This is a genomic window from Mesobacillus sp. S13 (assembly GCF_020422885.1).
In the GTDB taxonomy this organism is placed as follows: domain Bacteria; phylum Bacillota; class Bacilli; order Bacillales; family Cytobacillaceae; genus Mesobacillus; species Mesobacillus selenatarsenatis_A.
The window spans coordinates 4,392,867-4,419,491 of record NZ_CP084622.1; the positions used below are offsets into that span (position 1 = coordinate 4,392,867).

The following is a 26,625-nucleotide window of genomic DNA, read 5'->3' on the forward strand; positions in this document are numbered from 1 at the left end:
GCTTAGAAAGAGGGCATATTGCTGATGAATATGCCCTCTTCTTTATAGGAAAGGAAGGCGGCTAACCAACATGAAAAATGTTATGTCGAATAAATACGTAATCGCCCTTTATACGCTTCCAGCGCTACTTCTCATCCTCACCCTTATCTATATTCCCATCGCTTTATCAGGCTATTACGGTTTAATGGACTGGGACGGAATCGGTGAGATGACGTTTATTGGGCTGGATAACTATATCACCCTCGTACAGGATAAAATGTTCTGGACAAGTACCTATCATTCTTTTCTTTTAGCCATTTTCTCTACAGCGAGCTTGCTGCTGTACCTTGTTATTTCCCTGATTTTAGCCAGTAAAATCAAGGGTTCTGATCTATTAAGGAAGATTTATTTAATTCCAATGCTATTATCCTCTGTTGCCATTGCCCAGCTCTGGATGAAGATTTTCGATCCAACGAACGGAATGGCCAATAGATTACTCGAAATGTTCGGTGTGGAAAATACACCAATTTGGCTGGCAGACCCAGAGATCGCATTATATGCAATTTTCATTCCGATTATTTGGCAATTTGCAGGATTTTACATTTTGATTTATTATGCGGCATTAAAAAATGTACCAGATGAAATCATCGAAGCAGCAAAAATTGATGGAGCAAGCTCTTTCCAAATTGCCTATAAGATAAAACTGCCTCTGATTTCTGGAATTTTTAAAGTGACAATCATGCTCGCAGTAGTTGGTTCACTGAAATATTTTGATTTGATTTATGTCATGACCGGCGGCGGTCCTAACGGTGCCAGTGAAGTAATGGCTTCTTATATGTATAAAGAAGCATTTAAATTGAATAATTTCGGTTATGGCAGTGCCATCGGTTTTGGACTATTGGTGATTGCACTATTCATGACCTGGCTAATTTCGAAACTGACGAAATCTAAAGACGATGTTCAATTTTAAGGGAGTGAAACATAATGAGCGAGGTTAGCACACAACCAGCAGCAACGACCCTTTCCGCACCCCAAAAAACAAAGAAATCTTACTTGAACAAAATCGGATTTGGATTTCTTTATCTAATATTAGGGTTATTTGCTGTCATTCAAATTTACCCATTGGTATGGCTGTTGTTCTTTTCATTGAAAACCAATCAGGAAGTATTCGGGATGTCACCTTTCTCGCTGCCTCAAGATCCGCAATGGGGCAACTACACCAAGGCCTGGACTTCTGGTAATATTGGAGTCTATTTCTTCAACAGTGTATGGATCACCGTTTTATCTGTTGCCCTTACGATCATCCTGGCGAGCTTCGTGACATTTGCTGTTACACGTATGAGCTGGAAGCTTAGCGGCCTTGTTCTAGGATTATTCCTGGTCGCTTATATGATTCCATTGCATTCGACCATCATACCTTTGTTCAATATGTATAACAACGCTAACTTAATTGATAGCCCTGTATCGATAGTCTTATCGTATACGGCATTCAACCTGCCATTAACGATTATGATTCTATTAGGTTTTTATCGAACCTTCCCGAGGGAGATTGAAGAAGCCGCGGTCATGGATGGATGCTCGGTCCACAGGATTTTCTTCCAGATCACCCTGCCGATGACCGTCCCGGTTCTATCAACAACCGCCATCATCAATATGATCTACAACTGGAATGAGTTCGTGTTTGTGAACACCTTCATCAGTTCAGACAACTGGAAGACGCTTACGGTTGGGATCAATAACTTCGTAGGACAATATTTAACAGACTGGGGCGCGATCGGAGCAACTCTAGTAATCAGTATTGTTCCAATCCTGCTGGCTTTCTTGTTCTTGAGTGACAAGATTGTTGAGGGGATGGCTGCTGGATCTGTTAAGGGTTGATATGGGATAACAGTAGAATACTTGATAAGAAGTAAAATAGACTGTAGACACACTCGATGAACTTGAGCTTGTCTACAGTCTTTATTTTGGATTGAGGGTATGAGGGTAAATGGGGCTGTTGATTTCCGTTCCAGGCGCTTCGCTTTCCGCGGGGCTGGCGGTGAGCCTCCTCACCGCCGTTGGCGTCTGCGGGGTCTCACCTGTCCAGCTGGAGCCCGCAGGACTTTGATTGAGCTTCCTCGAATTTGCACACGCACGATGGAAATGCGTAAGCATTTTCGGAGGAGTCTTCGCGCCCTCCACTCCAATCAACAGGACTTCTTAACTTTTCGGGGTGGAGTATATATTCTCATTAATAAATAGACTTATATACGCAAAAATTCTGTTCCCTAACTTCTCATTGCCAAAGTAATAACTAAACCCAATAACACTGTTCACAAACATTCAGCAAACAGTCCCATTGGGCCTTTTTCTTTATTATTTTTTATTCAGTTACCCTTCTTTTCCTGTCCATCTTGCCGAAAACGAGATAGGCAGCGGACATGATGATGGCTGCTATGAGGCTGCCGCCGAAGAAGAAGCCTAATGCGGGAATGAATTTTATGACGAATAGCACGGCTACGATTCCTGCGATCATCACTATATTTTCAATCGGGCTGATCAGCATCATCAGGAATGAGTTTTTAACCATCTGGAACCACTTTAACTCAAAGTGGACATAGACTGGGAATAGATAGAGTATAGTCATGATGGCAGCGAACATACACAGATAGATTGGGATCTGAATGACACTTGTAAAACCGTCTCCTGACCTCTCTACGAAGACGAGGTTAAAGACAATAAGCCCGACGACTGCCGCTACGAGCAATCCTAATCCATTGCTGTGGAAAAACTCCGATTTCCAGGTTGTCCAAAAGGTACGAAAAATCGGAATTTCCGTTTCCCCTTTGAGCCATTTGCGAATGATCGTGAACATTGCAATCGTCGCTGGGAAATACCCCAAGACAATGAGACCAGCGAGTGAGAACCCGATCCACAAAAGATTTATATAGGCAAATTTCGTAATCCATTCCGTAGCTGCAAAAGCCCGGTTTGCCAATGTATTCATCCAATCCCTCCAACCACATTCCATTCATCTATCTCTTTTCAAAACGGTACCAATTTAGAAAAAGTAAAACCAGGTTACTTGTTTTGTCCGGAATAATTTCCTGCTACTATTATAAAACAGTTTGAATAAGCGTCCACCGCACAAAATCAAAAAAGAAAGCACAAATTTTACCTTTGTGCTTGGATTTATTGCTAGAAGGGCTGCAGATTTCTTATACCAGCATCCGTCTACTCTTCTATATATTTTGGAAAGATTCTATCAAGCTCCTAAATGCCCTTATGTAGTCATTACTTTCTTCATAAGGGTACCGTTTGAACCCTTAGAGACCCTTATGCAGCACTTTTCCTCCTCATAAGGGTACCGTTCATACCCATAGAGACCCTTATGCAGCACTTTTTCTCCTCATAAGGGTACCGTTCATACCCATAGAGACCCTTATGCAGCACTTTTCCTCCTCATAAGGGTGCCGTTCATACCCATAGAGACCCTTATGCAGCTCTTCTCTTCCTCATAAGGATACGATTCGCTCTCTTTGATACCCTTATGTGACTCTTCTCTTCTTTATAAGGGTACCGTTCGCCTGGTTACTCTAAATTCCCCTATGCTTGCTAGCTCTATCAGTAAGGTCCCCTGATAAAATCCTTCACATTCTCCTGATAAAAACGCTGGATTGTCTGCAGTTCTTCTTCGGTGAATGGCTTTGTTTCCAATGTTCCGAGGTTATCCTTCACCTGATTAATGTTTTTAAAGCCAGGTATGATACAAGTGATCTCCTTTTGGTCAAGAATCCAGCGCAATGCCGCACTTGCCATTGATTGGCGTTCTTCAGCAATCCACTTCAGCTGATCGGCCAGTTCAACACCCTTTTTGAACCCAAGGCCGGCAAATGTTTCTCCTACATTAAACGCCTCTCCATTTTCATTGAAGTGGCGATGGTCATCCTCTTCAAACACATGCCCTGCCGTAAATTTTCCTGTCAGCAGCCCGCTTGCAAGCGGCAGTCTCACCAGCAGCCCTACCCCTTTTTGATAAGCTTGAGGGATTAATGTTTCGAGCGGCTTTTGGCGGAACATATTAAAGATGATCTGCAGGCTTTTGACATTAGGATTCTCAAGACTGATCAGCCCTTCTTCAACCGTTTCGACGCTGACTCCATAGTGACGGATTTTCCCTTCCTCCTGAAGGCGGTCCAACACTTCAAAAACACTGCCATCCCTCAAAATCTCTGTAGCCGGGCAATGAATTTGATACAAATCAATTGCCTCCCGGTTCAAACGGCGGAGACTATCTTCGCAATAAGACCTGACTGTTTCATAGCTGTAGTTTTGCGGATCGAATATGTCCCCCTGGCGGCAGAACTTTGTTGCAATATAAACCTGGTCTTCCTTGCCTTTGGTCGCCTTCGCTAACAACTCTTCACTATGGCCGTCACCATACACATCGGCTGTATCGAAGAAATTGACACCCTGTTCGATTGCGTATTCGAGAGACCTTAATGCTTCTTCATCATTGGTCTTTCCCCATGATCCACCGATTGCCCATGTCCCAAAGCTCACTTCACTGATTTTTATTCCGGTATTTCCCAATTCACGGTACTTCATTTCATCATCTCCTTATTCCATTCCAAATTTATATTTTGTGATAGACGAGTACATCTCCCCTTTGTCCAGAACCATTGATGGAAAATGAGGGTGATGAATGCTATCAGGATAGTTTTGTGTTTCGAGACAGATTCCCAAATGCTTTCTGGAAGGAACGCCTCTGAAGTTCCCATCCTCTTTTAGCGAATTCCCCGAGTACACGACAACAGCAGGTTCATCTGTTTCGACCGTAAGGATACGTCCGCTTTCAGGATCCTTCAGAACAATCTCATTGTCACGGTTTTCATCTAATAGAAATGGATGGTCATATCCATTTCCTACGAGAACATTTTGGGGGTGATTCGATTCAGCTCCCGCTTTTACAGTACCACCTTTTGTAAAATCAAATGGTGTATGTTTGACATCCAATATACTGCCAGTCGGCAGGAATTCCTTGTCCAGCTCAAGAAAACGCGAACTTTTCAGCTTTAAGGAATGATCTAAAACATCCCGTTTCAAATTGCCGCTCAAATTGAAATAAGAGTGATTGGTAACAGTAAGCAGCGTCTTTTGGTCCGTCTGCGACCGATACTGGATCGAAAGTTCATTGTCGTTATTCAGCCTGTAAGTTACCTCTATGTACAGATTTCCCGGATAGCCTTCCTCGCCATCCTTGCTCAAATAGGAAAACAGAACACCGTCGTCAATGACCTTCGCATCCCATACTACCTTGTCAAAACCCTTCAATCCGCCATGAAGATGGTTGCTATTATCATTTTGAACCAGTGTGAAATTCTTACCATCCAGTTCAAAACTGCCGGCTTTGAGGCGTCCTGCCACCCTCCCCACTACAGCACCGAGGAAGTACGGGTCGTTCACATATTCATCAAGTGTGTCATGGCCAAGAACCACATTTTCAAATTTCCCATCTCGATCGGGAACATTTATTTTTGTGATGATACAGCCATAATTAATGGCCGTCACTTCCATGCCTTGCTCATTTCTCAAAGTAAAGGAACACACTGGCTGGCTGCCGATTTGGCCGAATTTCTCTTTCAATACTTCCATGCAGATCCTCCTCTCTTTTTTAAAAGAAAGCCCCACATAAAGTGGGGTATGTTATTTCCTGAATTCCTTTAACTGATCATTAAGCGTCTTTGTCTGTGTGTATACATTTTGATAGATTGAAAAGAGCTTCTTATATTGTTCAACATTTTCCGGGATAGGCTCATATGTTTTAGAAACTTGGATGAATGCCTTTGCGCAATCCTTCAGTGATGAAAACCAGCCGCAGCCATATGCAGCAAGCATTGCCGCTCCCATTCCAGGTCCCTGTTCACTTGCCAGCTTTTCGATTTTTGCATTGAAGATATCTGCCTGCATTTGCAGCCATGTTTCGTTTTTGGCTCCGCCGCCGATGGAGATGATCGAATCAATCGTCTTTCCGCTGCTTCTGAAAATCTCAATCGACTCATTCAGGGAGAATGTGATGCCCTCAAGCACCGCTCGTGCAAAGTGCTTCCGTTCATGTGAAGCATCGATTCCAATAAAGCTTCCGCGGATCGCAGAGTCTGCATGCGGCGTTCTCTCTCCGACGATATAAGGAGTAAATAACAGCCCATCGCTGCCCGCTGATACCTCGTCCACTCCCGCTAAAAACTGGTCAAAAGCTTCCTGTTTTGCAAAGGTATCCTTGAACCAGCTTAAGCTGTAACCAGCTGCCAGTGTCACACCCATCGTGTAGTACGCATTCTCTTCCCCATGGTTAAAATAATGAACCTTTCCTGCAAAGTCGAGGTCATTTCTTTCTTCATAAGATAGCACAACACCAGAGGTGCCGATGCTGCATAAGCTTTTTCCTTCCGTTAAAATCCCGGAGCCAATCGCACCGCATGCATTATCTGCACCACCAGCAAACACTTTTGTTCCTTCCGTCAGCCCAGTCACCTCAGCAAACCCAGCCGCAATGGTGCCAACGAATTCATGGGATTCCACCAATGGCGGACAAAACTCAAGAGACAGACCAAATGCCTCTAGAATTTCCTGGCTCCATTGGCGCTCAGCCACATTTAACAATAAAGTCCCGGCAGCATCCGAGTATTCCATTTGAACTTCCCCGGTAATTCGATAACGTAAATAATCCTTAGGCAGCAGAAACGTGCTGGCACGTTCGAATAACTGCGGTTCGTTTTCTTTTACCCAGAGGATCTTTGGCAAAGTGAATCCTTCCAATGCAGGATTCTTCGTTACCTCTAATAGCCTCTCCTTGCCAACAACACTGTAAATCTCTTCACATTGCTGTGTTGTTCTTGTATCATTCCATAAAATCGCATTCCTTAATACTTGATGGTTTTCGTCCAATAAGACAAGCCCGTGCATTTGCCCGGAAAAACTGATGCCTTCAATTTCATTGGCATCTCCATCAAATTGCTCTAATAGTTCAGCAAGACCCTCAGTGGTTTTTTCAACCCATTCTTCAGGGTTTTGTTCACTGTAACCTGACTTCTCAATGATAAGCGGATAAGATTTAGAAACCTCCTTACACACTTCTCCATTTTGATTGACCAGCAGTATTTTAACGGCACTTGTGCCAAGATCCACACCGATGACGTATTTCATCGAGATCCTCCTATTCTATAGAAATGGGGCTGTCTAACAGGGCTGGTCCTCACTGCGAGGATTTACCACTTCGTTATTTAGACAACCCCAATACTTATGTTTGTATTATACTTTTACGGATTAAAGTGTTTCCAAAAGGTATTGATTGATTACACCTTTTAAGCGTTCTGTTCTGCCAGACTGGTTTTTAATCTCTGTTAACTGATAAGCGTATTCTTCAAGTTCGCGGAAGTTTGTCTTGCCCTCTGCGATTTTCAAGCCGATTCCAGTTGTATAGCTGCTGTAGCGTTCTTCTACGAAGCTATCAAGAACCTTATCTTCAATTAATTTGTTTGCTACTTTCAGGCCGATTGCAAATGCATCCATACCCGCAATATGTGCGTGGAAAAGATCATCTGGCTCAAAAGAACCTCTTCTTACTTTAGCATCGAAGTTCAAGCCGCCGCTTCCCAATCCGCCATTTTTCAGAATTTCATACATTGCTAGAGTATTAGTATACAAATCTGTTGGGAATTCATCTGTATCCCAGCCGAGCAGTGTATCGCCTTGGTTCGCATCAACTGAACCAAGCATTCCGTTAATGCGTGCCGTTCTAAGTTCGTGCTCAAAAGTGTGGCCGGCAAGTGTAGCGTGGTTTGCTTCAATATTGAACTTGAAGTAGTCTGTCAGATCGTATTTCTGCAAGAATCCTAGACCAGTAGCAACATCAAAGTCGTATTGGTGTTTAGTAGGCTCTTTTGGTTTTGGCTCAATCAGGAATGGTACATTCAGGCCGATTTCTTTCGCATAATCAACTGCCATATGGAAGAAACGCGCCAGGTTGTCCTGCTCAAGCTTCATGTCCGTATTCAGAAGTGTTTCATAGCCTTCACGGCCACCCCAGAATACATAGTTTTCTGCTCCAAGTTCTTTCGCTACTTCAAGGCCCTTTTTCACCTTTGCAGCAGAGTATGCAAAAACATCAGCATTTGGAGAAGTCGCGGCACCATGAGTATATCTTGGATTCGTGAACATATTTGCCGTGTTCCAAAGCAATTTCGTCTTGCTTGTTTTCATGTAATCTTTAATCATGGAAACAATCGCATCCTGGTTTTCGTTTGTTTCTTTTAGAGTGCTGCCTTCAGGAGCAATGTCCACATCGTGAAAAGCAAAGAATGGAACATTCAACTTTTCAAAAAGTTCAAATGCAGCCTCAACACGTGCTTTTGCCAGATCCATGCCCTGGAAACGATCCCATGAACGAATCGCAGTTCCAACACCAAATGGATCACTGCCATCAGCTGTGAATGTATGCCAGTACGCTACTGAAAAACGAAGAAGTTCCTCCATTGTTTTTCCATTGATTTTTTCTTCCGGATTATAATATTTAAATGCAAAAGGATTGTTGGAGCGTGGACCTTCAAATTGGATTTTGTTCACTGATTCAAAATAAGCCATGCCGTAATTCCTCCCTGTTTTTGTTTAAGTATTATTCATGTAAATGCTTACAAAAATATGTTTTATAAAATATCTTTATCCTGTTACAAATCAAATTATAGCACCACAAACTTAGTTTGTCTATCTGATAAACTAAGATATTGTTAAGAAAACTTTAAGTTATCATAGAGGTTATTCCTGTAGGAGTCCAAATAACGCACTTAAACTTCGGTTTTATCAGCTACGGTTTTTACCTTATCTTCCGAAGTTTGTATGTTTGGCAAACTAAGATTATGATAAAATAAAATTACTATTGAATAAGGAGCTATAAATAAGTGGGAACCTTAACGTGGAATCAGCATGTTGTAAAGAAAAATAATAAAGCACTTGTCCTGAGCCTAATCATCGAAAAAGAGACGATTTCCAGAGCAGACATTGCCAATGTAACAGGCTTGAATAAGACGACCGTTTCTTCTTTAGTCACAGAATTACTAGAGGATGAACTGATTTACGAATCTGGCCCGGGGATCTCAAGCGGCGGCCGGCGACCGGTCATCCTTCATTTCAACAGGAATACTGGCTATGCGATTGGTGTTGATATCGGTGTCAACTATGTCCTGGCAGTGTTAACGGATTTAAAAGGGAAGATTATCGTTGAAAAAAGCCAAAATGTGAACCGGACCTCCTATTCTTCCATTATCAGTACTGTCCAAACGATGATCCAATCATTGATGGATGAGATGCCAAACAGCAGATATGGCATTGTCGGAATTGGAGTAGGTGTCCCTGGAATTGTGAACAAAGAGGGATCCGTCCTGCTTGCTCCAAATCTAGGCTGGACTAACATTCAATTAAAAGAGGACCTGGAAAAAACTTTTAACGTGCCAATCATCATCGAAAATGAAGCAAATGCCGGCGCTGTCGGCGAGCAGCAGTTTGGGGCAGGCCAGGATTATGAAAATATCCTTTATGTCAGTGCAGGAATCGGGATTGGTGTAGGGATTATTTTAAACAAAGAACTGTATCAGGGGAAAAGCGGATTTTCAGGCGAAATGGGCCATATGATTATTGAATTGAACGGAAAACGCTGTAACTGCGGCAGCAGAGGGTGCTGGGAAGCCTATGCCTCTGAAAACGCCCTTCTGGAGATGGCTGGAGAAAATATTGACTCATTGGAGTCCTTGATTGAGCAGGCTAAAAACGGAGAAAAAACAGCAATCGAGCTTTTTGAAAAGATTGGGCAATATTTAGGATTTGGGATCAATAACATCATCAATACCTTCAATCCTGACCAGGTGATTATCGGAAACCGGTTGGCATCGATAAGAGAATGGATCGAGGAGCCAATCCTTTCGACGATTGAAAATCATACACTTGTATACCACCAAAAGGAGATGAAGCTGGAGTTTTCAAAGCTTGGGAAGTATTCAACTGCTTTAGGTGTTTCGGCTTTTGTCGTTGACCATTTTATAAAAGCTGGAGAAGCATAATTTTAAAAAGCAAAAACCCGATTCAGCCTTTGAATCGGGTTTAACTTTGTTGAAATTTATTTATCACCATAAGGATCGATCGTTTGAATCGTTCCATCTTCATTATATTTTAGCTCAGTGAACTTCACAGAACGCTTATGGTTCACGCCGCCAGACATCGAGCAGTCATGATAGAACAAATACCACTTATCTTTGAATTCAACAATCGAATGGTGGGTTGTCCAGCCACTGACAGGTGTAAGGATCGTGCCTTTATATACAAATGGCCCCTGTGGATTTTCACTGACAGCATATACAATTTTATGAGTCGTGCCGGTTGAATAAGAAAGGTAGTAAAGACCATTGTACTTATGGACCCATGGCCCCTCAAAATATCTGCGGTCCTCATCACCAGCTAGGATCGGATTGCCATCTTCATCGACAATGGAGATTTCCTGTGGTTCCCCTTTGAAGTTCAGCATATCATCGGTTAGTTCAGCAACGATTGGTCCTAAAGCAGGTGCCGTCGCTGCCGGGCCTTCAGCATCAGAAAGAAAAGTGCCTGTCTGCCACTTTTCAAGCTGTCCTCCCCAGAGGCCGCCAAAATAAACATATGCTTTGTCATCCTCATCCACTAATACCGCCGGGTCAATACTGAAGCTGCCAGGAATATAATTAGGCTCAGGTTTGAAAGGCCCTGCAGGACTTTCGCTCGTCGCCACACCAATTCTAAAGATTCCATCATGATCCCGCGCAGGGAAAAATAAATAATAGGTATTGTTTTTATAAGCAGCATCTGGAGCCCACAGCTGCTTGCTTGCCCAAGGGATATCTTTCAGATGAAGCACTTCCCCATGGTCAATACATGGAGCATCAGCATCTTCCATCGAAAGTACATGATAATCCTCCATTTTATACTGGTCCCCATTATCATTGGAAGGCTCATCATGATCAAGGTCATGCGAAGGATAAATATAAAGCTTCCCTTCAAAAACATGCGCCGAAGGATCTGCCGTAAAAATATGCGTAACCAAAGGTTCATTCTGCTTAGAATTTTTCACACTGATAACCTCCATGTTCATATTATGATCTATTCAAATTATAAACGAAGTCCACCTACTTTGTATACCGATTAAACTAACTTTTGTTACGTAGGGACAAAGGGACGGTTCTCTTGCCTCAAGTAACGCTCACGTTTTGATTGCTTAAATTGTAACTTCCTCTTTCTTTTCTAAAGAGGAATAGCAGGCATCTATGACACGCATATTCGCGATGGTCTCTTCTGCTGGATAAATCAGGGATTTCTTTTCGAGGATTGCTTCGGAAAGATGGTCTACTTCAAGTAAATAGATATCCCCTTCCACCTTCTCAGTTCTTTGCTGGCCATTAGTCTCAACCGTGACCAGTCCATTTCCGCCGTTCACGTCCGGACGGAAAGCTCTGGGTACCTGAATCCTTCCTCTAGTTCCCACTATCTCATATTCCTGTCTGAAGGATGCTTCAAAGCTGCAATCAAAAACGCCCTGAATGCCCCGTTCGAATTCCAGATAGGCCACTGCCGAAACATCTACACCAGTCTCTGGATCGAGTTTTCCATGTGCTTTGACTTTCACCGGTTCAGCTCCTAAGATATTCCGCATGCTATGGATGCAATAGCTGCCAACATCATAGATACTGCCTCCGCCAAGGCTTTTATCCATGCGGATGTTCGTCTCACGGTCCTCCATGTAATAGGAGAAACTGCTTCGCATCAGTTTTACCTCGCCAATTTCTCCAGACGCTATGATTTCCTTGACACGGACATGCTGAGGATGAAACTGGTACATAAAGGCTTCCATGAATAAGACATGCTGCTCCTTGCAGTACCTTTCCATCTCAATCATTTCCTGTGCGGTTAATGCTGCCGGCTTTTCACATAGAATGTGTTTCCCGTCCTTGGCTGCTTCGAGAACCCATTTGTGGTGAAGGCTGTTAGGCAAAGGAATATAAACTGCATCAATTTTCGGGTCTTGCAGCAGCTCTTCGTATGTATCATATACTCTTGGAATATTCAGCTTCGCCGCCACTTCTGCAGCTTTGCCACTAGAACTGGCAATCGCCTCGACCTCTGATAAAGCCGATCTTTGAATCGCAGGAATGACTTGTGTCTGAGCAATGTTTGCGTTACTTAAAATTCCCCATTTGATTTTTTTCATGAAGCGTTCCTCCCAAAGTACAATCTTGCAATAAACAAAGTGTAGCCAATTCAATGGCAAACACCAGTCCAAACCAGTATAAAAGTAAATACTCTAGATATACCTTATTTCACCTTAATCTTAGCAATCGTTGCTTCTGTTTGTCTATCCGATTGACTAAGGTTCTATTAAATCACTCTTACCAACAGAAAATCTCCTTTTATACCCTACTAAAAAAGGCATTTCCCCTGAAGGAAATACCTTTAATAGACTTTATACGCAAAAAGTCACTCTATCTTTTAGGCGCAAGCTCAACCGCCTGTCTCATTGCTTCTATCAAGCTCTTTTCATCAGCAATGCCTTTTCCAGCGATATCGAAGGCTGTGCCATGATCTACACTTGTGCGGATGATTGGCAATCCAACTGTAATGTTGACACCTGCATCCAATCCTAATACTTTTACCGGACCGTGGCCCTGGTCATGGTACATGGCAACGACAATATCAAAGTCTCCGCGAACCGCGCGGAAGAAAAGTGTATCAGCTGGCAGTGGTCCTACTGCATCGATTCCTTCTCCCTGTGCTTTTTCTACACCTGGAACGACCTTTTCATCTTCTTCACCGTAACCGAATAAGCCGTTTTCACCAGCATGCGGATTGATGCCGCAAACAGCGATTTTCGGAGCTTCAATTCCTGCTTTGCGCAATGTATCATGTGCAAGCTTGATGACATGGTAGACGCGCTCTGGATTAATCATTTTAACTGCATCGATGATTCCTACATGCGTCGTAACATGAATCACGCGCAAGTTAGGAGCAGAAAGCATCATGGAATAATCCTGAGTGCCAGTCAAATCAGCTAAAATTTCTGTATGACCAGGATATTTATGTCCGCCCTTTTGCAATGCTTCTTTATTCAAAGGAGCCGTACAAATCGCATCGATCTTCTGTTCATTCGCAAGCTCAATTGCTGTACGCAAGTATTCAAAAGCTGCATGTCCAGCATCAGGAGAAACCTCTCCGACTGACAGGTCAGCAGGCAGAAGATTCAAGTCGAGACAATGAACAGTGCCAAGCTTATATTCAATATCCTCTAACCCTTCAGCAGTAACAGATTGAATCTCCAACTCACTGCCGACAAAGCTTTTAGCCCGTTCAAGAATCTTGCTGTCACCGATGACAAAAGGATTGCTGATGTTATAGATTTCTTCATTTCCAAGCGTCTTTAAAATGATTTCTGGGCCGACACCTGCTGCGTCACCCATTGTTATTCCGACCACTGGTTTAGTTTGTTTCATATTGCCCAACCTTTCCTGTCATGTATTCCACTGCTTTTACAAGCGAGTCTTCGTTTCCGAAGCCACCGGCCTTTGTAATTGCCCAGAAGTTTTTTTCCCCGCTCCTGATCATGCCAAACGGCAGTCCGGATTCGACCTCAGAGTGGAGTTCCATTTCATTCACACCTAATTCACCGCAAACGGCTTTTGCAGTGTCACCACCTGTTAAAACAAGTCCGCCGATATCCTGGACCTGTTCAAGGAAAACTTTTGCAGCTTTCGCCAGTCCGGAAGCAATTGCCTCACTCACCTGGTTGCTGTTATAGCCTAATCTGTCACCCGCTTCACGCGCAGCCACTCTGTTTGCTTCGGAAGAATCAACATAAAGGACATAATGATTGGCTTTTCTGTTTACTGCCAAGCTACTTGTCTCAAGTGCATCTTCAACCAATTGAACTGGATTTATTTCTATAAACTCGACTTCTTTTATTCCTTTTAGGCTTTCAAGCTGCTTTTTCGTCACTTGAGAAAGACTCCCGGATACGGTAAGAGTCCGGTCGATGGCAGTTTTCTTCATATCTTGGCCTGACTGTGGAAAAATCTCCAATTCAGCGGGAAGATACTCAATTAAACCGCCAGAGCCTGCCCAAACGATTTTTTTGCCAACCTTCGCAAAAAATGCTGCGATTGTCTTTAGGTCCTCTTCTGTCTCGCTGTCACAAACAAACCAGGATTGCCCGCCGTCTATTGATTTCTCAACGAATGTTTTCAACTGATCCTTGGATCCTCGAATCAGATCAAGGTCAATCAAAGCAATATCTTCATCCACAGACTTTTTCAGCAAATCAGGGATAAACCCTTCTGTAACTGGAGTCTTCGGATCGCGCCCAAACTCTGTTTCCGTAATCAGTTTGCCATTTACATAATGAAGACCTTTGACTGTTGTCCTGTTCACCTTTGGAAACGCAGGTACGATCACAACTGCGTAAGGCTTATAAACACTGACCGCCGCCGCGATTTCGACCGCTACATTTCCCCGTAAGGTAGAATCGATTTTCTTATAAACATGTGAATACCCATTCTGAAAAAGAAGAGAAGCAGCTTTAACAACTGCTTCATGTGCTTTTTCCCCCGCAACTGCCCGGCTGTCAGTATCGACAACTAGAACATCAGGGGTAGAGCCTGCTTCTTTAATACCTTCTAGATTGAACACTACGGTTGAAGAAAATCCTCTTTTCGCCAATTGAACACCTGAATCATTGGCACCTGTTATATCGTCTGCGATGATTCCGATTTTTTCACCCATATGAACACACCCTTAACTATCCACTTTTATGACATTTCCTTGCTTGAACGCGTACCCCTTTTTCTCAAGTCGTTTTACAAGGAAAGCGATAAACAACGGCAGTAGAATTGCTGTTGTAACTGTCGACGCAGCTACCTGGACAGTCGCCAGCTCAGCATATTGAGAGAAGCTAGCGTTTGCCGCAGCAATCGCTGCAGGAGTCGCAACTGCATTACCAGCTGTCGAGCCTTCTGCAGCTCCGACAATTGGATTCCATTTGAAAGCTTTGAAAACAAAATAACCTGCTGTACCTGTGAATAGAACTGTCATTACCCCTAATAGAATTCCTGTTAATCCACCTGCAACGATCGCTCCGAAATCGATTCCCATACCGAGCGCGAAAGCGAAGAATGGAATCAGCATGGAGCTTCCGTTATCAAGGAATTCACGCATGTCTTCATCTAGATTACCTAAAACCATACCAACAAGGATTGGCAGCAATACAGCGATGAATGACTGAATGGAGAACATTCCGTCAACAAAGCCCATTGCACCGAAAATTGATAATGCCACCATTGTTAGGAACGGACCATCATTCAAAGCAAGCAATGAGTAAGAAGCACGGTCTTCTTTACTTCCGTATTGACCTACAAGAGCAACGAACAAACCGCCATTGCTATTTGTCATTGCAGCGATGATCGCGATAGGCGCAAGACCTAGCCATAATCCGTTATCACCAGCGAATAAGTATGCAATAAGTCCAACTGCGGCACCGACAATCCATTTGATTCCAAGCAATGTCGCGCCTTTACCAACCGAAACACCAAAAGATTTAACATTTATTTGCGCACCAGTCGCCAAAAGGAAAAGTGCAATCAAAGTACCTGCGCCATTTACAAACAGCGCCTCTGTAAAGTTACCAATGCGAAGCAAGTTTGGTGCAAACGTGTTCAATGTTGCTGCAATAAGCAACGGAACAACCATCATTCCACCAGGTATTCTTTCTAAACCTGCCTTTATTCTCATATTCTAGCATCCCCTTTTATATTGTTTCAAATTTAAACGATTTAGTAATCGCTTACATGTTTCATTTTAATGAAAACGTTTTATTTTTGCAATAGTTTTTTCACAAAATGTTCACATTAAATAATTACGCCTAACAAATTGTTGCATTTTTAAACAGATAAAAAGCTGAAGAACTAATTCTTCAGCTTTCTCCATAATGTGGAACGATTGATATTCAGCCTATTTGCGACTCTTGTCTGATTCCCGTCCTCTTGTTCCATCACAGCAAGGATGATTCTCTTCTCGATTTCTTCTAATGTTCCCTGTAAAAAATCATCTTTAATTGAAAACCCACTTGAAACTTTAGATTCCAGCAAAGGGCCCATCACTTCTGTACTTAAAACATATCCCTTTTCCGCAGCAGCGGCGTCATATAGGACGGCTTTTAACTCTGCTACATTGCCCGGCCAATGGTATTTTTCCAAAAGGTCGAGAGCTTCCTCTTTAATCTTTATCGGCGAAGTACCAAAGCTCTGATTCGAATCGGCTATGAAATAAGCTGCCAGCGCCCTTATGTCACCATTCCGATTACGCAAAGACGGCAAATAGATTCGTGCTACACCTGAATCAAACAACCCTTCATTTTCCGTAAGAACCGAATATATAATGTTGATTCCGATGCTGCAGCAATAATCAGCCACCTGCTCTAGTCTCTGTTGTTCATAAAAGTCCAAAGTATCAATACCCTGAAGGTAAATCGTCTTGATGTCCTTATCAACTTCTGAATTCTCTAGAAAGTCCCTGGCCATCGCGACTGCAAAAAGTCCATCACCCTCAAGCTTCAAATAATGGATGTATCTTGCAATCAAACCCTTTCCAGTACCATTTTCACCAATCAACGCCCATTTGGACTTTTTAATATTTGCTCCTATCGAGGAAATACAATTCCTCATTTGCTCGCTTTCCTGAATGATTAAAGGAAGCTGGGATACATGCTCCACTTTTATCAATGTTTCATCAATTGGTTGTCCAAGCTTTGAAAAAGAATATAAATAGTATTTCCTGCTCCCATTTGTCAGCACAGATGGCTTCACCTTGTATACTTCATCGCCAACCTTGATAACCGCCTGGGAATTCAGCTCTCCGTCTTTGGAAAGTTCAGATACATCTATTAAAGATGGTGAGATTGATTTCCATTGTTCGTAAGCAATTTCACCCTCATTATCAAGGACGACAAAGTCATTTGCTTCTGTTTCCAGCATGGCCTTCATCAAATCGATTTCTGTCTGTTTCTTCTGGTAAAAGGAATAGATCGTTCTGGTTCGCTGGAATGCATCAAAAATCGCCTCTCGACCTGACTGAATCAGGATTCCTTCCATTCCGTACCGGTCAGCATTATGGACAGTAACGACATCACCCATAATGACGCTGTATCCTTGATCCTTGAGTTCCTTTATAATCGGTCCGACTTCTTCAGCTCTCTCAACTGTAAAGACTTCAATTGGAAATTCCAATATATCAGTGATCGTTTCTGCTCCCAATGTGATATTCGAAAAACCAACGATCGCCTTCTTGCCGGGAAACTCATTCGCGAGCGTTAGTACACGCAGCATATCATAACCAGAAACATGGATATCAATAACCGGCAAATTGGTCACTTCTTCAATCGACTTAGCCGTTCCGCCGCGACTTATGATTACATCAAAACCGTCCTGTTCCGCCCGTTTAGCCAACGGGACTGCAGAGCCCAGGTTGCCGACCTTTACAGTAACATCCAAATCTTCCGCCTCTGCCTTACATTCATCTATCAATACAGCCATCGCAGGATATGGCGCAATAAACAACACCTTAATCATATATAATCACCCGTTCTTTCCTTACCTTCATAAATAGCATACCTGTAAGAAAAGCGCAACGACAAAGAGGTAGTCCGAAATCCGAAACTTATTGTCGTCCAACAGCAAAGCCATCAAGCCTAACCAGAAGGGTCTATAATCAAGAAACACTCATGGAGAATTCTCATTAAAGAACTACTTTTAAAATGCAGAATTAAATTATATAGCGCAAAACATCTCATCTCACCACATCATCGCTCCAGGGGGATCAGTGTAGGGAAGGAAGCTTTACTCTTCAATTTGTTGCTCCAATACAAAAATTCAGGAAATTAGATAGACCCTCCTTCTCTTCTATTCCTAAATCAAAACTACCAATCTAACAAGGCATTCTAGTCCCTTTCTCTCATTTATTTCGATAACCGAAATATTCGACAAATTGCAGCAACATTTCCCTATTAACCTTATTAAAATAGCTAGGAAATTACTTTTACTAGTTTAAGGAGTGATCGTCGATGAAGAAAAACAAAGTAATCACCGGACTAAGTGTATTGGCATTATGTACTGCCCTTGCCTCGCCAACCCTGGCAACAAACTCGCCAAACGGGAAACTCTACAATGAAAACCAGGTTTATTCAGTCAATGGATATACCGATTATGCGGAAATGGTCAAACGACTGCAGCAAATCGAAGCGAATAGCCAGGGAAAAGTGGCTTTAGAGGTTGTCGGTCAATCAAATCAGGGAAGGGATATTTACCAGGCGAGAGTAGGAACTGGAGATAAAGTCGTCTTAATCGAAAGTGAAATCCATGGAAATGAGAACACAGGAACCGAAGCCCTGCTCAGCATGCTTCAATTCCTGGGATCCAGCAATTCACCTGAAGCACAAAAAATCCGTGAGGAAATCACTCTCGTCACTTTGCCAAAAATGAATCCTGATGCGTCAGAGCTGGACCGCCGCGGCAATGATATGTCATGGGAAGAGGTCGTCGAGGATTTCCCTCAGCTTGCGGATTCAGCAGCTCCTGCATGGAACTACTATAACAACCGTATTATCCAGGACAGAGACTACAACGACAGACCTGGATTTGACGTGAACCGGGACTTCAACCCTGACCTCAATTATGTGCCAAAGGCAGAAGATTTCCCTGGCACATCAAGTAAAGCTGGCTGGTACATCACGCCTGAATCACAGACCGTGCGCGATGTTTATAAAAAGCTTCAAACAGAATTCGGCAAAGTAGATGTCTTCATCGACCTTCACCACCAGGGCCAATATTATGTTGAAGGCACAGACGACCTTGTCACCATGTCCCTATCAGCAGACTTCGTTCCAGATCCGAATACAGCAGCAGGCACCAAATACGCTGAGTATAAGGACAACTATAATTTCGAGTATTCAAAGCAACTGAATCTGGCCGCTTACAATGCGCTTCAGTCACTTGGTGAAAACTCACCATTCAACAATATTACGCTTTACCAGCAAAACCTGGACCTTCCTGGAACAGCGCTTGGAAGCTTCGCACTAAACGGAAGCGGCACAGTTCTTTTCGAAGTAAGAGGACAATCGCACTCACTGGGACAAAAGAAAAAAGGCCAGCTGGTCAAAGCAGTAGAAACCGGACTATATGGGATTATCAATGGAGTAGTTGATGGTTCAGTAGAAACGCTTGACGCGGATGAATATGATAACATCCCGCAGACTGCCTATTCACCAAGTTTATAAGAGTATGAAAAAAAGCGGAGGGCTGGGACCTCCGCTTTTTTTCAATGCAAACTAAAAGCCAATCAATACCTTCAGATTCCTAACCTTTCTTGAGGAGACTCTTCCATTTTTAGATTTATATATAGCCAGCCTTGTCAGATTCCTCTTTCACTACTCCCACTTACGCAATTCTTCAATCGTTCTCTCCATATCAACATTCCCATTTTCTGTAACCTGTAGAATATCAGGACGGCATGCAATCGTCATGGTTTTTCCGGTACGCAGTTGCTTTGGTTTTCTCATTGATAGGCTCTTTCGATCGGACTCAGCCAAAACGGATTTTAGGATAGTCCGTGCGTTTTCAAGCATATTTACTTCCTCAGCTGCTGTAAGTTTTACGCATAGTCTGTTTTCCTCAAGCTGGAGGTAATAGCTTTGATCATTGAGTCGCTTCGGCTTCCACCAGAATCCCCAGAAACCACCCTTCCTGTTTGAAACATATCCCCAATTGCCGTCAATCTCTTTTTGCAATCCGATAAAAAATCCTTGCCACGCAAAGCTGTTCCATTCATCGACAGGCACATGCTTGAATGCTTCATACTGCTCATTCAACCACTCAAGCCGGGATAAATAATCCAGAAATACATCATGGGTTACTCCACTATCACGTCCACGCCTTAAAATCTGAATCATCCGCTTCCGTGTAAACGGAAAATAGTGCGCAGCCGTAACGGATTGATAGTGACTTTGATCAGCAATTTTATAATAGATCGGCAGTTGTATCCATTCAGGGTTCCTAATATAAACTGCTTCGGAATAGCGCCTTAACTGGTCTGAGTGGTTCTTTGTGAATGTCTTGTCTTCTATTAAAATCGCATATCGATCATTTATAACGGCCAGGACATCAAGTCCTTTGTATTGCTTTTCGATTTCAATTTTTTTAATTAATGGCACCGGCTCTCCATGGACATTAAAGATCGTCGATACAAAGTCAAGCGCAGCCCGATGTAACGGTTTATTGATAGAACGATAATCATCCTGGCTCCATGCCAGCAGCCAGCATAAAAAAGCATCCTGTGAAAGTTCGCTAGTGGCAAACTCAAATAGATTTGGCTGTATTTTACCATAAGCATCATTGTCACGAGCATTTTCCAGCAGTTCCACAACATTATGATTGCCACGATATTCCTCCCAGTCCCCCCTTCCAAGAATGGAAAGGTAATGAGTCGGCGGCCAGATCACCATATCCCTCAACTCAAGAATCCTGCCTTTCTCATCTGGATATACCAGCAACAATCGATCTTCACCCTGTTGGTACTTGATTTCTGGCAACGGTTCATAACGCTCCATATAGCCGCAATGCTGGTCCGTACACAAATTGATTGGATGCACATCAATGAGCATGCCGCCGTCATCAGTTTCATGTTCTCTCTCGTAAACTTCTTCTATTAAAATCGACCCACAACGCGGGCATGTTTTTTCAATCATTTAGATTCTCCTTTTAATCTATGCAACTAGCAAATTAAGATTAGTGCGACGCATCACTTCCTTTAATATCGGTAAGCTAATCACCTTTTCCATATCTTTCATTTGAAACATTATGTCTCAAAAATTGCAAACCGACTTATCTTTTTGCACTGTGCTGTTTTTCTACAAATTTCTAAAACAGCGTGGAATACGAGCAAAAATTTCATGAGTGTAATAAAAGCAGGCAACCCTTAAAGGAGAAATGATGTTCGTCTCCACTCTAGGTTCCCAATATTCTCCTTAATTTGTTATATTAGTAATATCTTATGTTGGATGGTGTGAAATGACGGTAAAGGATTTGCATATAGATGTTGATCAGAGTTTTATAGATTTTTGTGAGTCTCTTCCTTCTGTAAGAACGAGGAAATTCGAGACAAGTATCGCTGATTGGAGTATTGAGTTTGGACTTGATAAGCAGGAGATGCTTTATTCTTTGGTGAATGGTAAATCCCCTATTATTCACGAGAATGCAATGCATATCCGGTTTGTAGCTTTTTTAGCACTGTGCATAAGCTTTAGAAGATTAAAAGAGACCTCGAAGTATGAGGCAATAATAGACCATTATGGGGATTTGTTCTCCACCTTTGAACTCTATCCGCATTTTTGTTCGATGATGTACAAGGAAAAGAAGAATGAAGAAAGCTATCAATCAGCTATTCTTTACGCAGAAGAAGCTGTAACCCGACTGCCTACTCAGGAGGGAGTTTTACATAATTATGCAGAGACCATTGTCATTGCTCTAGAAGAAGGCTATGGTATCCACTCAAAACTTTTAGACAAAGCAGAGGAAATGCTCAACCGTGCAATTAGTTTATCTCCTAAGTACGCAAAGTTCCATTATACAAAAGGAAGAATGTTGTCTTTAAAGAAACAATATAAGCTTGCAAATGAAGCAATATTAAAGGCTATTGATCTTGAGGACTCCAGCAAAAAAGATTACGTATTAAGAATCAATGAGTACCAAACACAATTGGCTGTCATCAGGAATCAGCAGTTAAACGCAAAACTGGAAGAATCTATACAAGATTTACAAGCTTCTAAAGAGGCTATGTCTGAATCCCTGGAAAAATCGAAAACAGAAAACCTACAGATGCTTGGTTTCTTTGTAGCAATCATTACTTTTACAATTGGATCATTCAATCTTACGAAACAAGAATCTGTTATGGACACAGTTTTTCTGCTATTTATTTTATCAGGGTGCCTTACAATTAGTTATGTGGCATTTAGTGTGTTGTTCTCTGATATAAAAAAGAACAGAAGTAAAATCTTATATGCATTTTTATTGGGCGCCCTGTTAATTAGCCTTGGATTCGGAGTGCATTTCTTATTGTAGGAGGCAGCTATGCATAAAAAAGTAGAAAAGGTCTATGAAATTGGAATAAATAAGGTTAATGAAGACGATTTTATACTTGATCAAAACAACAACATCTATGCTGTAATTGACGGTGCAACCGGACTCGGAGGCTTATCCGGCAAAATAGCTTCCAGTATAATCAAGGAAGGTTTGCTCCTTGATGAAAATCAAGGAACATTACTTGAAAAAGCAGAATTTGCTAATAGGCTTCTTGGGAAAAGAACTGTTGAACTTACGAATAAGGAATCAATGTCTCACCTACCGAAAGAGCAACGCAGTTCATGTGGGATTGCAGCAGTCAAAATAAAAATGGAACAGAGTAAGATGGAGTACATCCATGCCGGAGACTGTATGCTATTCATTCAATATACAGATGGTTCGGTAAGATCTTTGACTAAAGATCATATCTCTCCTTTAGATTCCATCGCCATTACTGAATTCGAGCGATTGCTAAAAACGAATCTATCGGATTTATCCGATGTATCAATTGAACAAGCAAAAGAAATACTCGATCGCGAAAGAACAGGAATTCTTGATTTATTACGTGAAAATAGAGCAAAGCTAAATACACTGGGAGGCTATGGAATTCTTGATGGAAGTGAAGATGCAACCCAGTTCATAGAGTATGGAATCATTTCACTGAACAGGGTTCATCAAATTTTGCTACTATCTGATGGGCTTCAGATTCCCTCCTGCAGTTGGGAAGAAACAGCGGGGTTTGCATTTGACAATGGACTGGAACCTTTATTAAAGAAAATTAATGACCTTGAGATGAATGATCTATTATGCTTAAATTATCCAAGATTAAAAATCGCAGACGATAAGACTGGAATTCTATTAACATTTTAATAGGTGCAGGAACTTTACAGAAAGATGGGATACTATGAATAGAAATATAAAAGTAGCACTTTATTGGTCTCTAGGGGTTTTATTGGCTTTAATCGCGCTCGGTGTCGCGACTTTTTATTCTGGGTAATATTTGTTTTATGGCATTAAGTTAAAACTGTCTCACTCCAACAGTACCCTTTGTAGTAACATCTGCAAAGGGTCTTTTACTTATTGTCCCTGCTCCAAATTTCACTTCCCTACCCTATCACCCTGAATGTGACCGCTATGCTACTAACCTCAAGAACCCAGGGGATTGTTAAAAATTGATTTACCTTCGTACATTGATGATACTGTGAACTTTCATTTACATGCCTCTTATATAAATAAAAAAAGGAAGAAATAACTTCTCCCTCTCAATCATTCCATATTGCCCATGATTCGAAGTGCTCTAATATACTTAATCGCTTCCTCAAGTTCTCCAACTGTGGCAAAAGTGCTGTCAATTGAAAGAAGATATTCTTGTTTTAAGATCTCTGGTGTAATGATCGTTTTCTCGTTTTCAGCTGCCGGCATTTGAAGGCTGAAATCAAGAATAAGCGGGACGTGATGACTAAAAGGAAGATACTCCTCAGCGGTGCCAGTTGTAAAGCTATGCATCCCCTCAAGAACTTTCTTGGAACCAAAACAATAGTCAACATGAAATGGCTTGTCAAACTTCCCGTAATGATAGTAGGTGGCTTTACTTTCTGTACTGAATTCCTCTTTTTCAATAGTGTGATAGCAGCTTTTCAAATCATAGTTTTCAAACAGTGCCATGATTTTCTCATATCCAATGCCTGTATAACTAGACCGTACTTTTTTATCAAGGTTAAAATCACCGATGATGATAACGGGTCCGTCCTGGATGAATTTCTCATACTCCTGCAAAGCGGAATAAAGCACCTTTCCATAAGAAGCTCCTGGCATTCTTTTAGCCCAGACTGCAATTAAAGTGAAATTCTCCTTTCCAGATACCTTTATCGGCACAACCCATTCATATTTCACTTCATCAACAAGCAGGGTCAATTGATAGTCTTTGGAAAAAGAAAGGACTGAAACACCCAGTCCACTATTCTTGTCCTGACCGACCCAAATGGCATCTTCAAATAAAAGGTCATTGGCAATATAATCTGGATGAGGACTCTCTTGAATGACTGCAAGATCCGGAAGAACCTCAATCAATTTTTCGCGTCTATCTTTACTATTCAATCTGCAATTCCATGAAACAAGCTTCATTCGATTTAGTCCTTTCTTTATTTTATTTTTTTACCCAAGAATGAAGGCTCCTCCTCTCACTCCTGCTGCAATCCAACCAAATACGCAGCCATTGCCTCCGCTTCTCGTTCATCCAGCATTGGAGGCATGCTGCCTTGTCCGTACATAATGATATATTTTATTTCATTTATGTCCATGCGATATCCAACCGAATATAGTTCCGGTCCTACCCCGCCTTCAAAACCCCCACCATGGCAGGAGGCACAGGCCTGTTCATATATATAGGCCGGATCCGCATGAACTGTTTCTTCTTCCATATCGTAGAAGTCGGTGTTTCCGTCGTGATTATTATAAATTGCTCGGTCCACTTCGGCACTGGATAAGAGATTCGTTTCAATTAGCTCTCTCAAAGCAAGTTTTCCATCATTCATTAAAACGAGATGATATTCAGATTGATAACGTTTAATTTTAATCGTCTCATTACTGTCTATGACTCTATATTCCTCAGTGGTGAATACCTTAAATCCGTCTGAGTTATATGGGACAATTTTCGTAACGTTCATATCCAGCAGTTCTTGCTGTATTCCCTTTTCATTCATATGCTTTATGTAATTCTTACTTTCTTTATAAGCCTTCCCTGTTGGATCAAGCAAATCCTGAACCAGTGAAAAATCGTTTTGATCAATAGCCGAAATCCCTGCAGACACATAATGTGATATAAATGCAGTGATACTATCGTGGCTGATCTTCTCTATCTGCGTCGTTTTTTCATCCTCAGCTAATACGTTTGCATTCTCCTGATTTTCTTCCTCCGTTTCTGTCTTTTGTTCAGCTACCTGTTTTTTATCTTCTTTATCATCTTCAAAGGGTGGAAACTCCCCTCTTACCGTTTCCCTCGGGGGCTCTCCCCAGTTGATTCCATTCATTTCAGAACTTCCAGTTGGTCTTACACTGTGATCCCAGTAGTCTGCAATCAACGTGACATTAACTCTAAACCTCTTATCATTGCCAAATTGAACATATCGAATGTTTATCTCTTCATTATCTTTAATCCAACCGCTTTTTTTCCATGACTGGACGAAATCACTAAGCAAATCATCCGTAAAAACCACCTCATTCGCTTCAGCAAAAGAAGTAATCTCATAAGCCATCTTATCAACCTTAGGCTGAACAACCTTATACTCCAGCCCCCACTCAACCACCCTAAAGAAAAACAAAGCCAAGAACATAAGCCCTAAAATAAATAAAAATACATCCTTCAAAACCCTAAAAAAACCAACGATGTAACCCATGATGTCCTAAACCCTCTCTCCAAATATAATCCCCCTTAGGTAATATCGGCCAATAATCAAAAGTACTTTAGAAACGACAAATTTCGGGTGGTGACAGGCACCTGTCGAAAAATTTATCCCTTCCCGCCCTGTCCTTTTCATCTGTCTCTTTGTATATAGACGGTGAAAGGGTGGTGCATTAGCATGTCAATTAAATCGGCGGGTATTGAGGATTTTGAGGGGTATTCACAGTTTGGTTCATTGAAGGAGTTTAACAATCATTTTGAAATGTGGATGGCGGATAAGAAGCGGTTTTTCAGTAAAGGTGAAATGATTGGTTTGAAGAGGCTGGCTCGTTTTGCTGCGAAGGTGCCTGGGGTAGCCAATGCCAAGATTGGCACAGTCTTGAAGGCGATTTACGAGGAATATGGGGAGATGGGAATTTCCCGTTCTACTTTTAAGAGGATGATCTTGAAGGCGAGCAAGATTGGCATTTTCACCGTTCATGAAACAGCGCGTAAAAATGGATCTCAGTCGAGCAACCTGTATGTTTTCAATCGTTTCCCAATGAACGAACTACCAGATGGCGATCAATTGAGCCACCAAAATAAAACTATTATTCCTTCTCAAACTAACATGAAAGAAAAGAATAAACGTGAAGATAAGGCTGCGATTGAAAAAACAATCGAAACCCAGCCCGCTTCCGAAAGTGCACCAGAAGACCATCTATTTGTCAGCGACTCAATCCCAGGTGCTTTCGTGAATCTAGTAAAATACTTCTTCCCAACAGCAAAAGCGATTGAAGAGTTCTGGCGCATGAGCAGAATCTCTGCCTACCGCAACAATTATGAAAAAGAAGCTGATCTCCTGCTCTCTCTGTCATTAGACTCCTTCACACAGCTCGTTCGTAAGCTGAAATCGAGGATAAAAGTAAAGAATCCCATTGCATATTTCACTGGGATTCTGAATAAGAAATTTCAAGAATATTATTTTGAGGAGCTATATGAGCTGCAGGATTGATGGCAACTCGGATGGCATACAACGCCAGACCCTTAGATTCACTG

The 26,625-nt window shown here is 42.0% G+C and carries 21 protein-coding genes; 7 read left to right on the forward strand and 14 right to left on the reverse strand.

Annotated elements, in window-relative coordinates:
- Positions 1 to 70 precede the first annotated feature (70 nt).
- Positions 71 to 949 carry a carbohydrate ABC transporter permease gene (locus tag LGO15_RS22270; RefSeq protein WP_167834331.1) on the forward strand — a complete coding sequence of 293 codons (879 nt, stop codon included), beginning with the start codon at positions 71 to 73 and terminating at the stop codon, positions 947 to 949.
- A 14-nt stretch (positions 950 to 963) separates the two neighbouring features.
- Complete coding sequence (locus LGO15_RS22275; protein ID WP_167834332.1) at positions 964 to 1,857, forward strand: carbohydrate ABC transporter permease; 894 nt, start codon at positions 964 to 966, stop codon at positions 1,855 to 1,857.
- A 484-nt stretch (positions 1,858 to 2,341) separates the two neighbouring features.
- Here LGO15_RS22275 and LGO15_RS22280 read toward each other — a convergent pair whose 3' ends face one another.
- The 5 genes from LGO15_RS22280 to xylA all read right to left on the reverse strand — a co-directional run bounded on the left by LGO15_RS22280 (position 2,342) and on the right by xylA (position 8,601).
- Positions 2,342 to 2,965, reverse strand: a complete 624-nt coding sequence (locus LGO15_RS22280; protein WP_226086061.1) for a YesL family protein — start codon at positions 2,963 to 2,965, stop codon at positions 2,342 to 2,344.
- A 617-nt stretch (positions 2,966 to 3,582) separates the two neighbouring features.
- Positions 3,583 to 4,566: an aldo/keto reductase gene (locus LGO15_RS22285; RefSeq protein ID WP_226086063.1), complete on the reverse strand. Its 984-nt coding sequence runs from the start codon at positions 4,564 to 4,566 to the stop codon at positions 3,583 to 3,585.
- A gap of 12 nt (positions 4,567 to 4,578) precedes the next feature.
- Positions 4,579 to 5,613 (reverse strand): aldose epimerase family protein, encoded by a 1,035-nt coding sequence (locus LGO15_RS22290; RefSeq protein ID WP_226086065.1) that lies wholly within the window; start codon positions 5,611 to 5,613, stop codon positions 4,579 to 4,581.
- Positions 5,614 to 5,664: 51 nt separating this feature from the next.
- The gene (gene xylB, locus LGO15_RS22295; RefSeq protein ID WP_226086067.1) at positions 5,665 to 7,164 is read right to left on the reverse strand and encodes a xylulokinase; all 1,500 of its coding nucleotides are present in this window, start codon (positions 7,162 to 7,164) and stop codon (positions 5,665 to 5,667) included.
- Between the two features lie 120 nt (positions 7,165 to 7,284).
- Positions 7,285 to 8,601, reverse strand: a complete 1,317-nt coding sequence (gene xylA, locus LGO15_RS22300) for a xylose isomerase (RefSeq protein ID WP_226086069.1) — start codon at positions 8,599 to 8,601, stop codon at positions 7,285 to 7,287.
- Between the two features lie 314 nt (positions 8,602 to 8,915).
- On the opposite strand from xylA, the gene LGO15_RS22305 reads away from it, so the two are divergent.
- Entirely contained in the window at positions 8,916 to 10,070 is a 1,155-nt protein-coding gene (locus tag LGO15_RS22305; protein WP_226086071.1) for an ROK family transcriptional regulator, read from the forward strand.
- 56 nt (positions 10,071 to 10,126) lie between these two features.
- Here LGO15_RS22305 and LGO15_RS22310 read toward each other — a convergent pair whose 3' ends face one another.
- The 6 genes from LGO15_RS22310 to LGO15_RS22335 form a co-directional block, all read right to left on the reverse strand.
- On the reverse strand, positions 10,127 to 11,110 hold the full coding sequence (locus LGO15_RS22310) for a glycoside hydrolase family 43 protein (RefSeq protein WP_226086073.1): 984 nt from the start codon (positions 11,108 to 11,110) through the stop codon (positions 10,127 to 10,129).
- A 144-nt stretch (positions 11,111 to 11,254) separates the two neighbouring features.
- Entirely contained in the window at positions 11,255 to 12,244 is a 990-nt protein-coding gene (locus LGO15_RS22315) for a Gfo/Idh/MocA family protein (RefSeq protein WP_226086075.1), read from the reverse strand.
- 271 nt (positions 12,245 to 12,515) lie between these two features.
- Complete coding sequence (pdxA, locus tag LGO15_RS22320) at positions 12,516 to 13,520, reverse strand: 4-hydroxythreonine-4-phosphate dehydrogenase PdxA (RefSeq protein WP_226086077.1); 1,005 nt, start codon at positions 13,518 to 13,520, stop codon at positions 12,516 to 12,518.
- Positions 13,507 to 14,805 (reverse strand): four-carbon acid sugar kinase family protein, encoded by a 1,299-nt coding sequence (locus tag LGO15_RS22325; protein ID WP_226086078.1) that lies wholly within the window; start codon positions 14,803 to 14,805, stop codon positions 13,507 to 13,509. The genes pdxA and LGO15_RS22325 overlap by 14 nt, the downstream gene beginning before the upstream one ends.
- A gap of 12 nt (positions 14,806 to 14,817) precedes the next feature.
- Positions 14,818 to 15,810: a 2-keto-3-deoxygluconate permease gene (locus tag LGO15_RS22330; RefSeq protein WP_167831262.1), complete on the reverse strand. Its 993-nt coding sequence runs from the start codon at positions 15,808 to 15,810 to the stop codon at positions 14,818 to 14,820.
- Positions 15,811 to 15,983: 173 nt separating this feature from the next.
- Positions 15,984 to 17,645 (reverse strand): sigma-54-dependent transcriptional regulator, encoded by a 1,662-nt coding sequence (locus LGO15_RS22335; RefSeq protein ID WP_226086079.1) that lies wholly within the window; start codon positions 17,643 to 17,645, stop codon positions 15,984 to 15,986.
- Positions 17,646 to 18,136: 491 nt separating this feature from the next.
- On the opposite strand from LGO15_RS22335, the gene LGO15_RS22340 reads away from it, so the two are divergent.
- Positions 18,137 to 19,348, forward strand: a complete 1,212-nt coding sequence (locus tag LGO15_RS22340) for a M14 family zinc carboxypeptidase (RefSeq protein WP_226086080.1) — start codon at positions 18,137 to 18,139, stop codon at positions 19,346 to 19,348.
- 150 nt (positions 19,349 to 19,498) lie between these two features.
- Here LGO15_RS22340 and LGO15_RS22345 read toward each other — a convergent pair whose 3' ends face one another.
- Entirely contained in the window at positions 19,499 to 20,815 is a 1,317-nt protein-coding gene (locus tag LGO15_RS22345; protein ID WP_226086081.1) for a PD-(D/E)XK nuclease family protein, read from the reverse strand.
- 322 nt (positions 20,816 to 21,137) lie between these two features.
- Between LGO15_RS22345 and LGO15_RS22350 the strand changes: the two genes are divergently transcribed.
- Together LGO15_RS22350 and LGO15_RS22355 are read left to right on the forward strand one after the other, a co-directional pair.
- On the forward strand, positions 21,138 to 22,187 hold the full coding sequence (locus LGO15_RS22350; protein ID WP_167831258.1) for a tetratricopeptide repeat protein: 1,050 nt from the start codon (positions 21,138 to 21,140) through the stop codon (positions 22,185 to 22,187).
- 9 nt (positions 22,188 to 22,196) lie between these two features.
- Positions 22,197 to 23,057, forward strand: a complete 861-nt coding sequence (locus tag LGO15_RS22355) for a protein phosphatase 2C domain-containing protein (protein WP_226086082.1) — start codon at positions 22,197 to 22,199, stop codon at positions 23,055 to 23,057.
- Between the two features lie 396 nt (positions 23,058 to 23,453).
- Here LGO15_RS22355 and LGO15_RS22360 read toward each other — a convergent pair whose 3' ends face one another.
- Positions 23,454 to 24,311, reverse strand: a complete 858-nt coding sequence (locus LGO15_RS22360) for an exonuclease/endonuclease/phosphatase family protein (RefSeq protein ID WP_226086083.1) — start codon at positions 24,309 to 24,311, stop codon at positions 23,454 to 23,456.
- A 56-nt stretch (positions 24,312 to 24,367) separates the two neighbouring features.
- Positions 24,368 to 25,582 (reverse strand): c-type cytochrome, encoded by a 1,215-nt coding sequence (locus LGO15_RS22365; protein ID WP_226086084.1) that lies wholly within the window; start codon positions 25,580 to 25,582, stop codon positions 24,368 to 24,370.
- 183 nt (positions 25,583 to 25,765) lie between these two features.
- Between LGO15_RS22365 and LGO15_RS22370 the strand changes: the two genes are divergently transcribed.
- Positions 25,766 to 26,581, forward strand: coding sequence for a hypothetical protein (locus LGO15_RS22370; protein ID WP_226086085.1), 816 nt, complete (start codon positions 25,766 to 25,768; stop codon positions 26,579 to 26,581).
- Positions 26,582 to 26,625 lie beyond the last annotated feature (44 nt).

What these genes read in the sequence shown, in the direction of transcription:
- LGO15_RS22350 (WP_167831258.1), top strand. Translation starts at nt 21,138, where the DNA reads ATGACGGTAAAGGATTTGCATATAGATGTTGATCAGAGTTTTATAGAT.
- LGO15_RS22360 (WP_226086083.1), bottom strand. Translation starts at nt 24,311, where the DNA reads ATGAAGCTTGTTTCATGGAATTGCAGATTGAATAGTAAAGATAGACGC.
- pdxA (WP_226086077.1), bottom strand. Translation starts at nt 13,520, where the DNA reads ATGAAACAAACTAAACCAGTGGTCGGAATAACAATGGGTGACGCAGCA.
- LGO15_RS22370 (WP_226086085.1), top strand. Translation starts at nt 25,766, where the DNA reads ATGTCAATTAAATCGGCGGGTATTGAGGATTTTGAGGGGTATTCACAG.
- xylB (WP_226086067.1), bottom strand. Translation starts at nt 7,164, where the DNA reads ATGAAATACGTCATCGGTGTGGATCTTGGCACAAGTGCCGTTAAAATA.
- LGO15_RS22315 (WP_226086075.1), bottom strand. Translation starts at nt 12,244, where the DNA reads ATGAAAAAAATCAAATGGGGAATTTTAAGTAACGCAAACATTGCTCAG.
- LGO15_RS22280 (WP_226086061.1), bottom strand. Translation starts at nt 2,965, where the DNA reads ATGAATACATTGGCAAACCGGGCTTTTGCAGCTACGGAATGGATTACG.
- LGO15_RS22290 (WP_226086065.1), bottom strand. Translation starts at nt 5,613, where the DNA reads ATGGAAGTATTGAAAGAGAAATTCGGCCAAATCGGCAGCCAGCCAGTG.
- LGO15_RS22325 (WP_226086078.1), bottom strand. Translation starts at nt 14,805, where the DNA reads ATGGGTGAAAAAATCGGAATCATCGCAGACGATATAACAGGTGCCAAT.
- LGO15_RS22275 (WP_167834332.1), top strand. Translation starts at nt 964, where the DNA reads ATGAGCGAGGTTAGCACACAACCAGCAGCAACGACCCTTTCCGCACCC.
- LGO15_RS22335 (WP_226086079.1), bottom strand. Translation starts at nt 17,645, where the DNA reads ATGATTAAGGTGTTGTTTATTGCGCCATATCCTGCGATGGCTGTATTG.
- LGO15_RS22270 (WP_167834331.1), top strand. Translation starts at nt 71, where the DNA reads ATGAAAAATGTTATGTCGAATAAATACGTAATCGCCCTTTATACGCTT.
- LGO15_RS22345 (WP_226086081.1), bottom strand. Translation starts at nt 20,815, where the DNA reads ATGATTGAAAAAACATGCCCGCGTTGTGGGTCGATTTTAATAGAAGAA.
- LGO15_RS22285 (WP_226086063.1), bottom strand. Translation starts at nt 4,566, where the DNA reads ATGAAGTACCGTGAATTGGGAAATACCGGAATAAAAATCAGTGAAGTG.
- LGO15_RS22340 (WP_226086080.1), top strand. Translation starts at nt 18,137, where the DNA reads ATGAAGAAAAACAAAGTAATCACCGGACTAAGTGTATTGGCATTATGT.
- LGO15_RS22365 (WP_226086084.1), bottom strand. Translation starts at nt 25,582, where the DNA reads ATGGGTTACATCGTTGGTTTTTTTAGGGTTTTGAAGGATGTATTTTTA.
- LGO15_RS22355 (WP_226086082.1), top strand. Translation starts at nt 22,197, where the DNA reads ATGCATAAAAAAGTAGAAAAGGTCTATGAAATTGGAATAAATAAGGTT.
- xylA (WP_226086069.1), bottom strand. Translation starts at nt 8,601, where the DNA reads ATGGCTTATTTTGAATCAGTGAACAAAATCCAATTTGAAGGTCCACGC.
- LGO15_RS22330 (WP_167831262.1), bottom strand. Translation starts at nt 15,810, where the DNA reads ATGAGAATAAAGGCAGGTTTAGAAAGAATACCTGGTGGAATGATGGTT.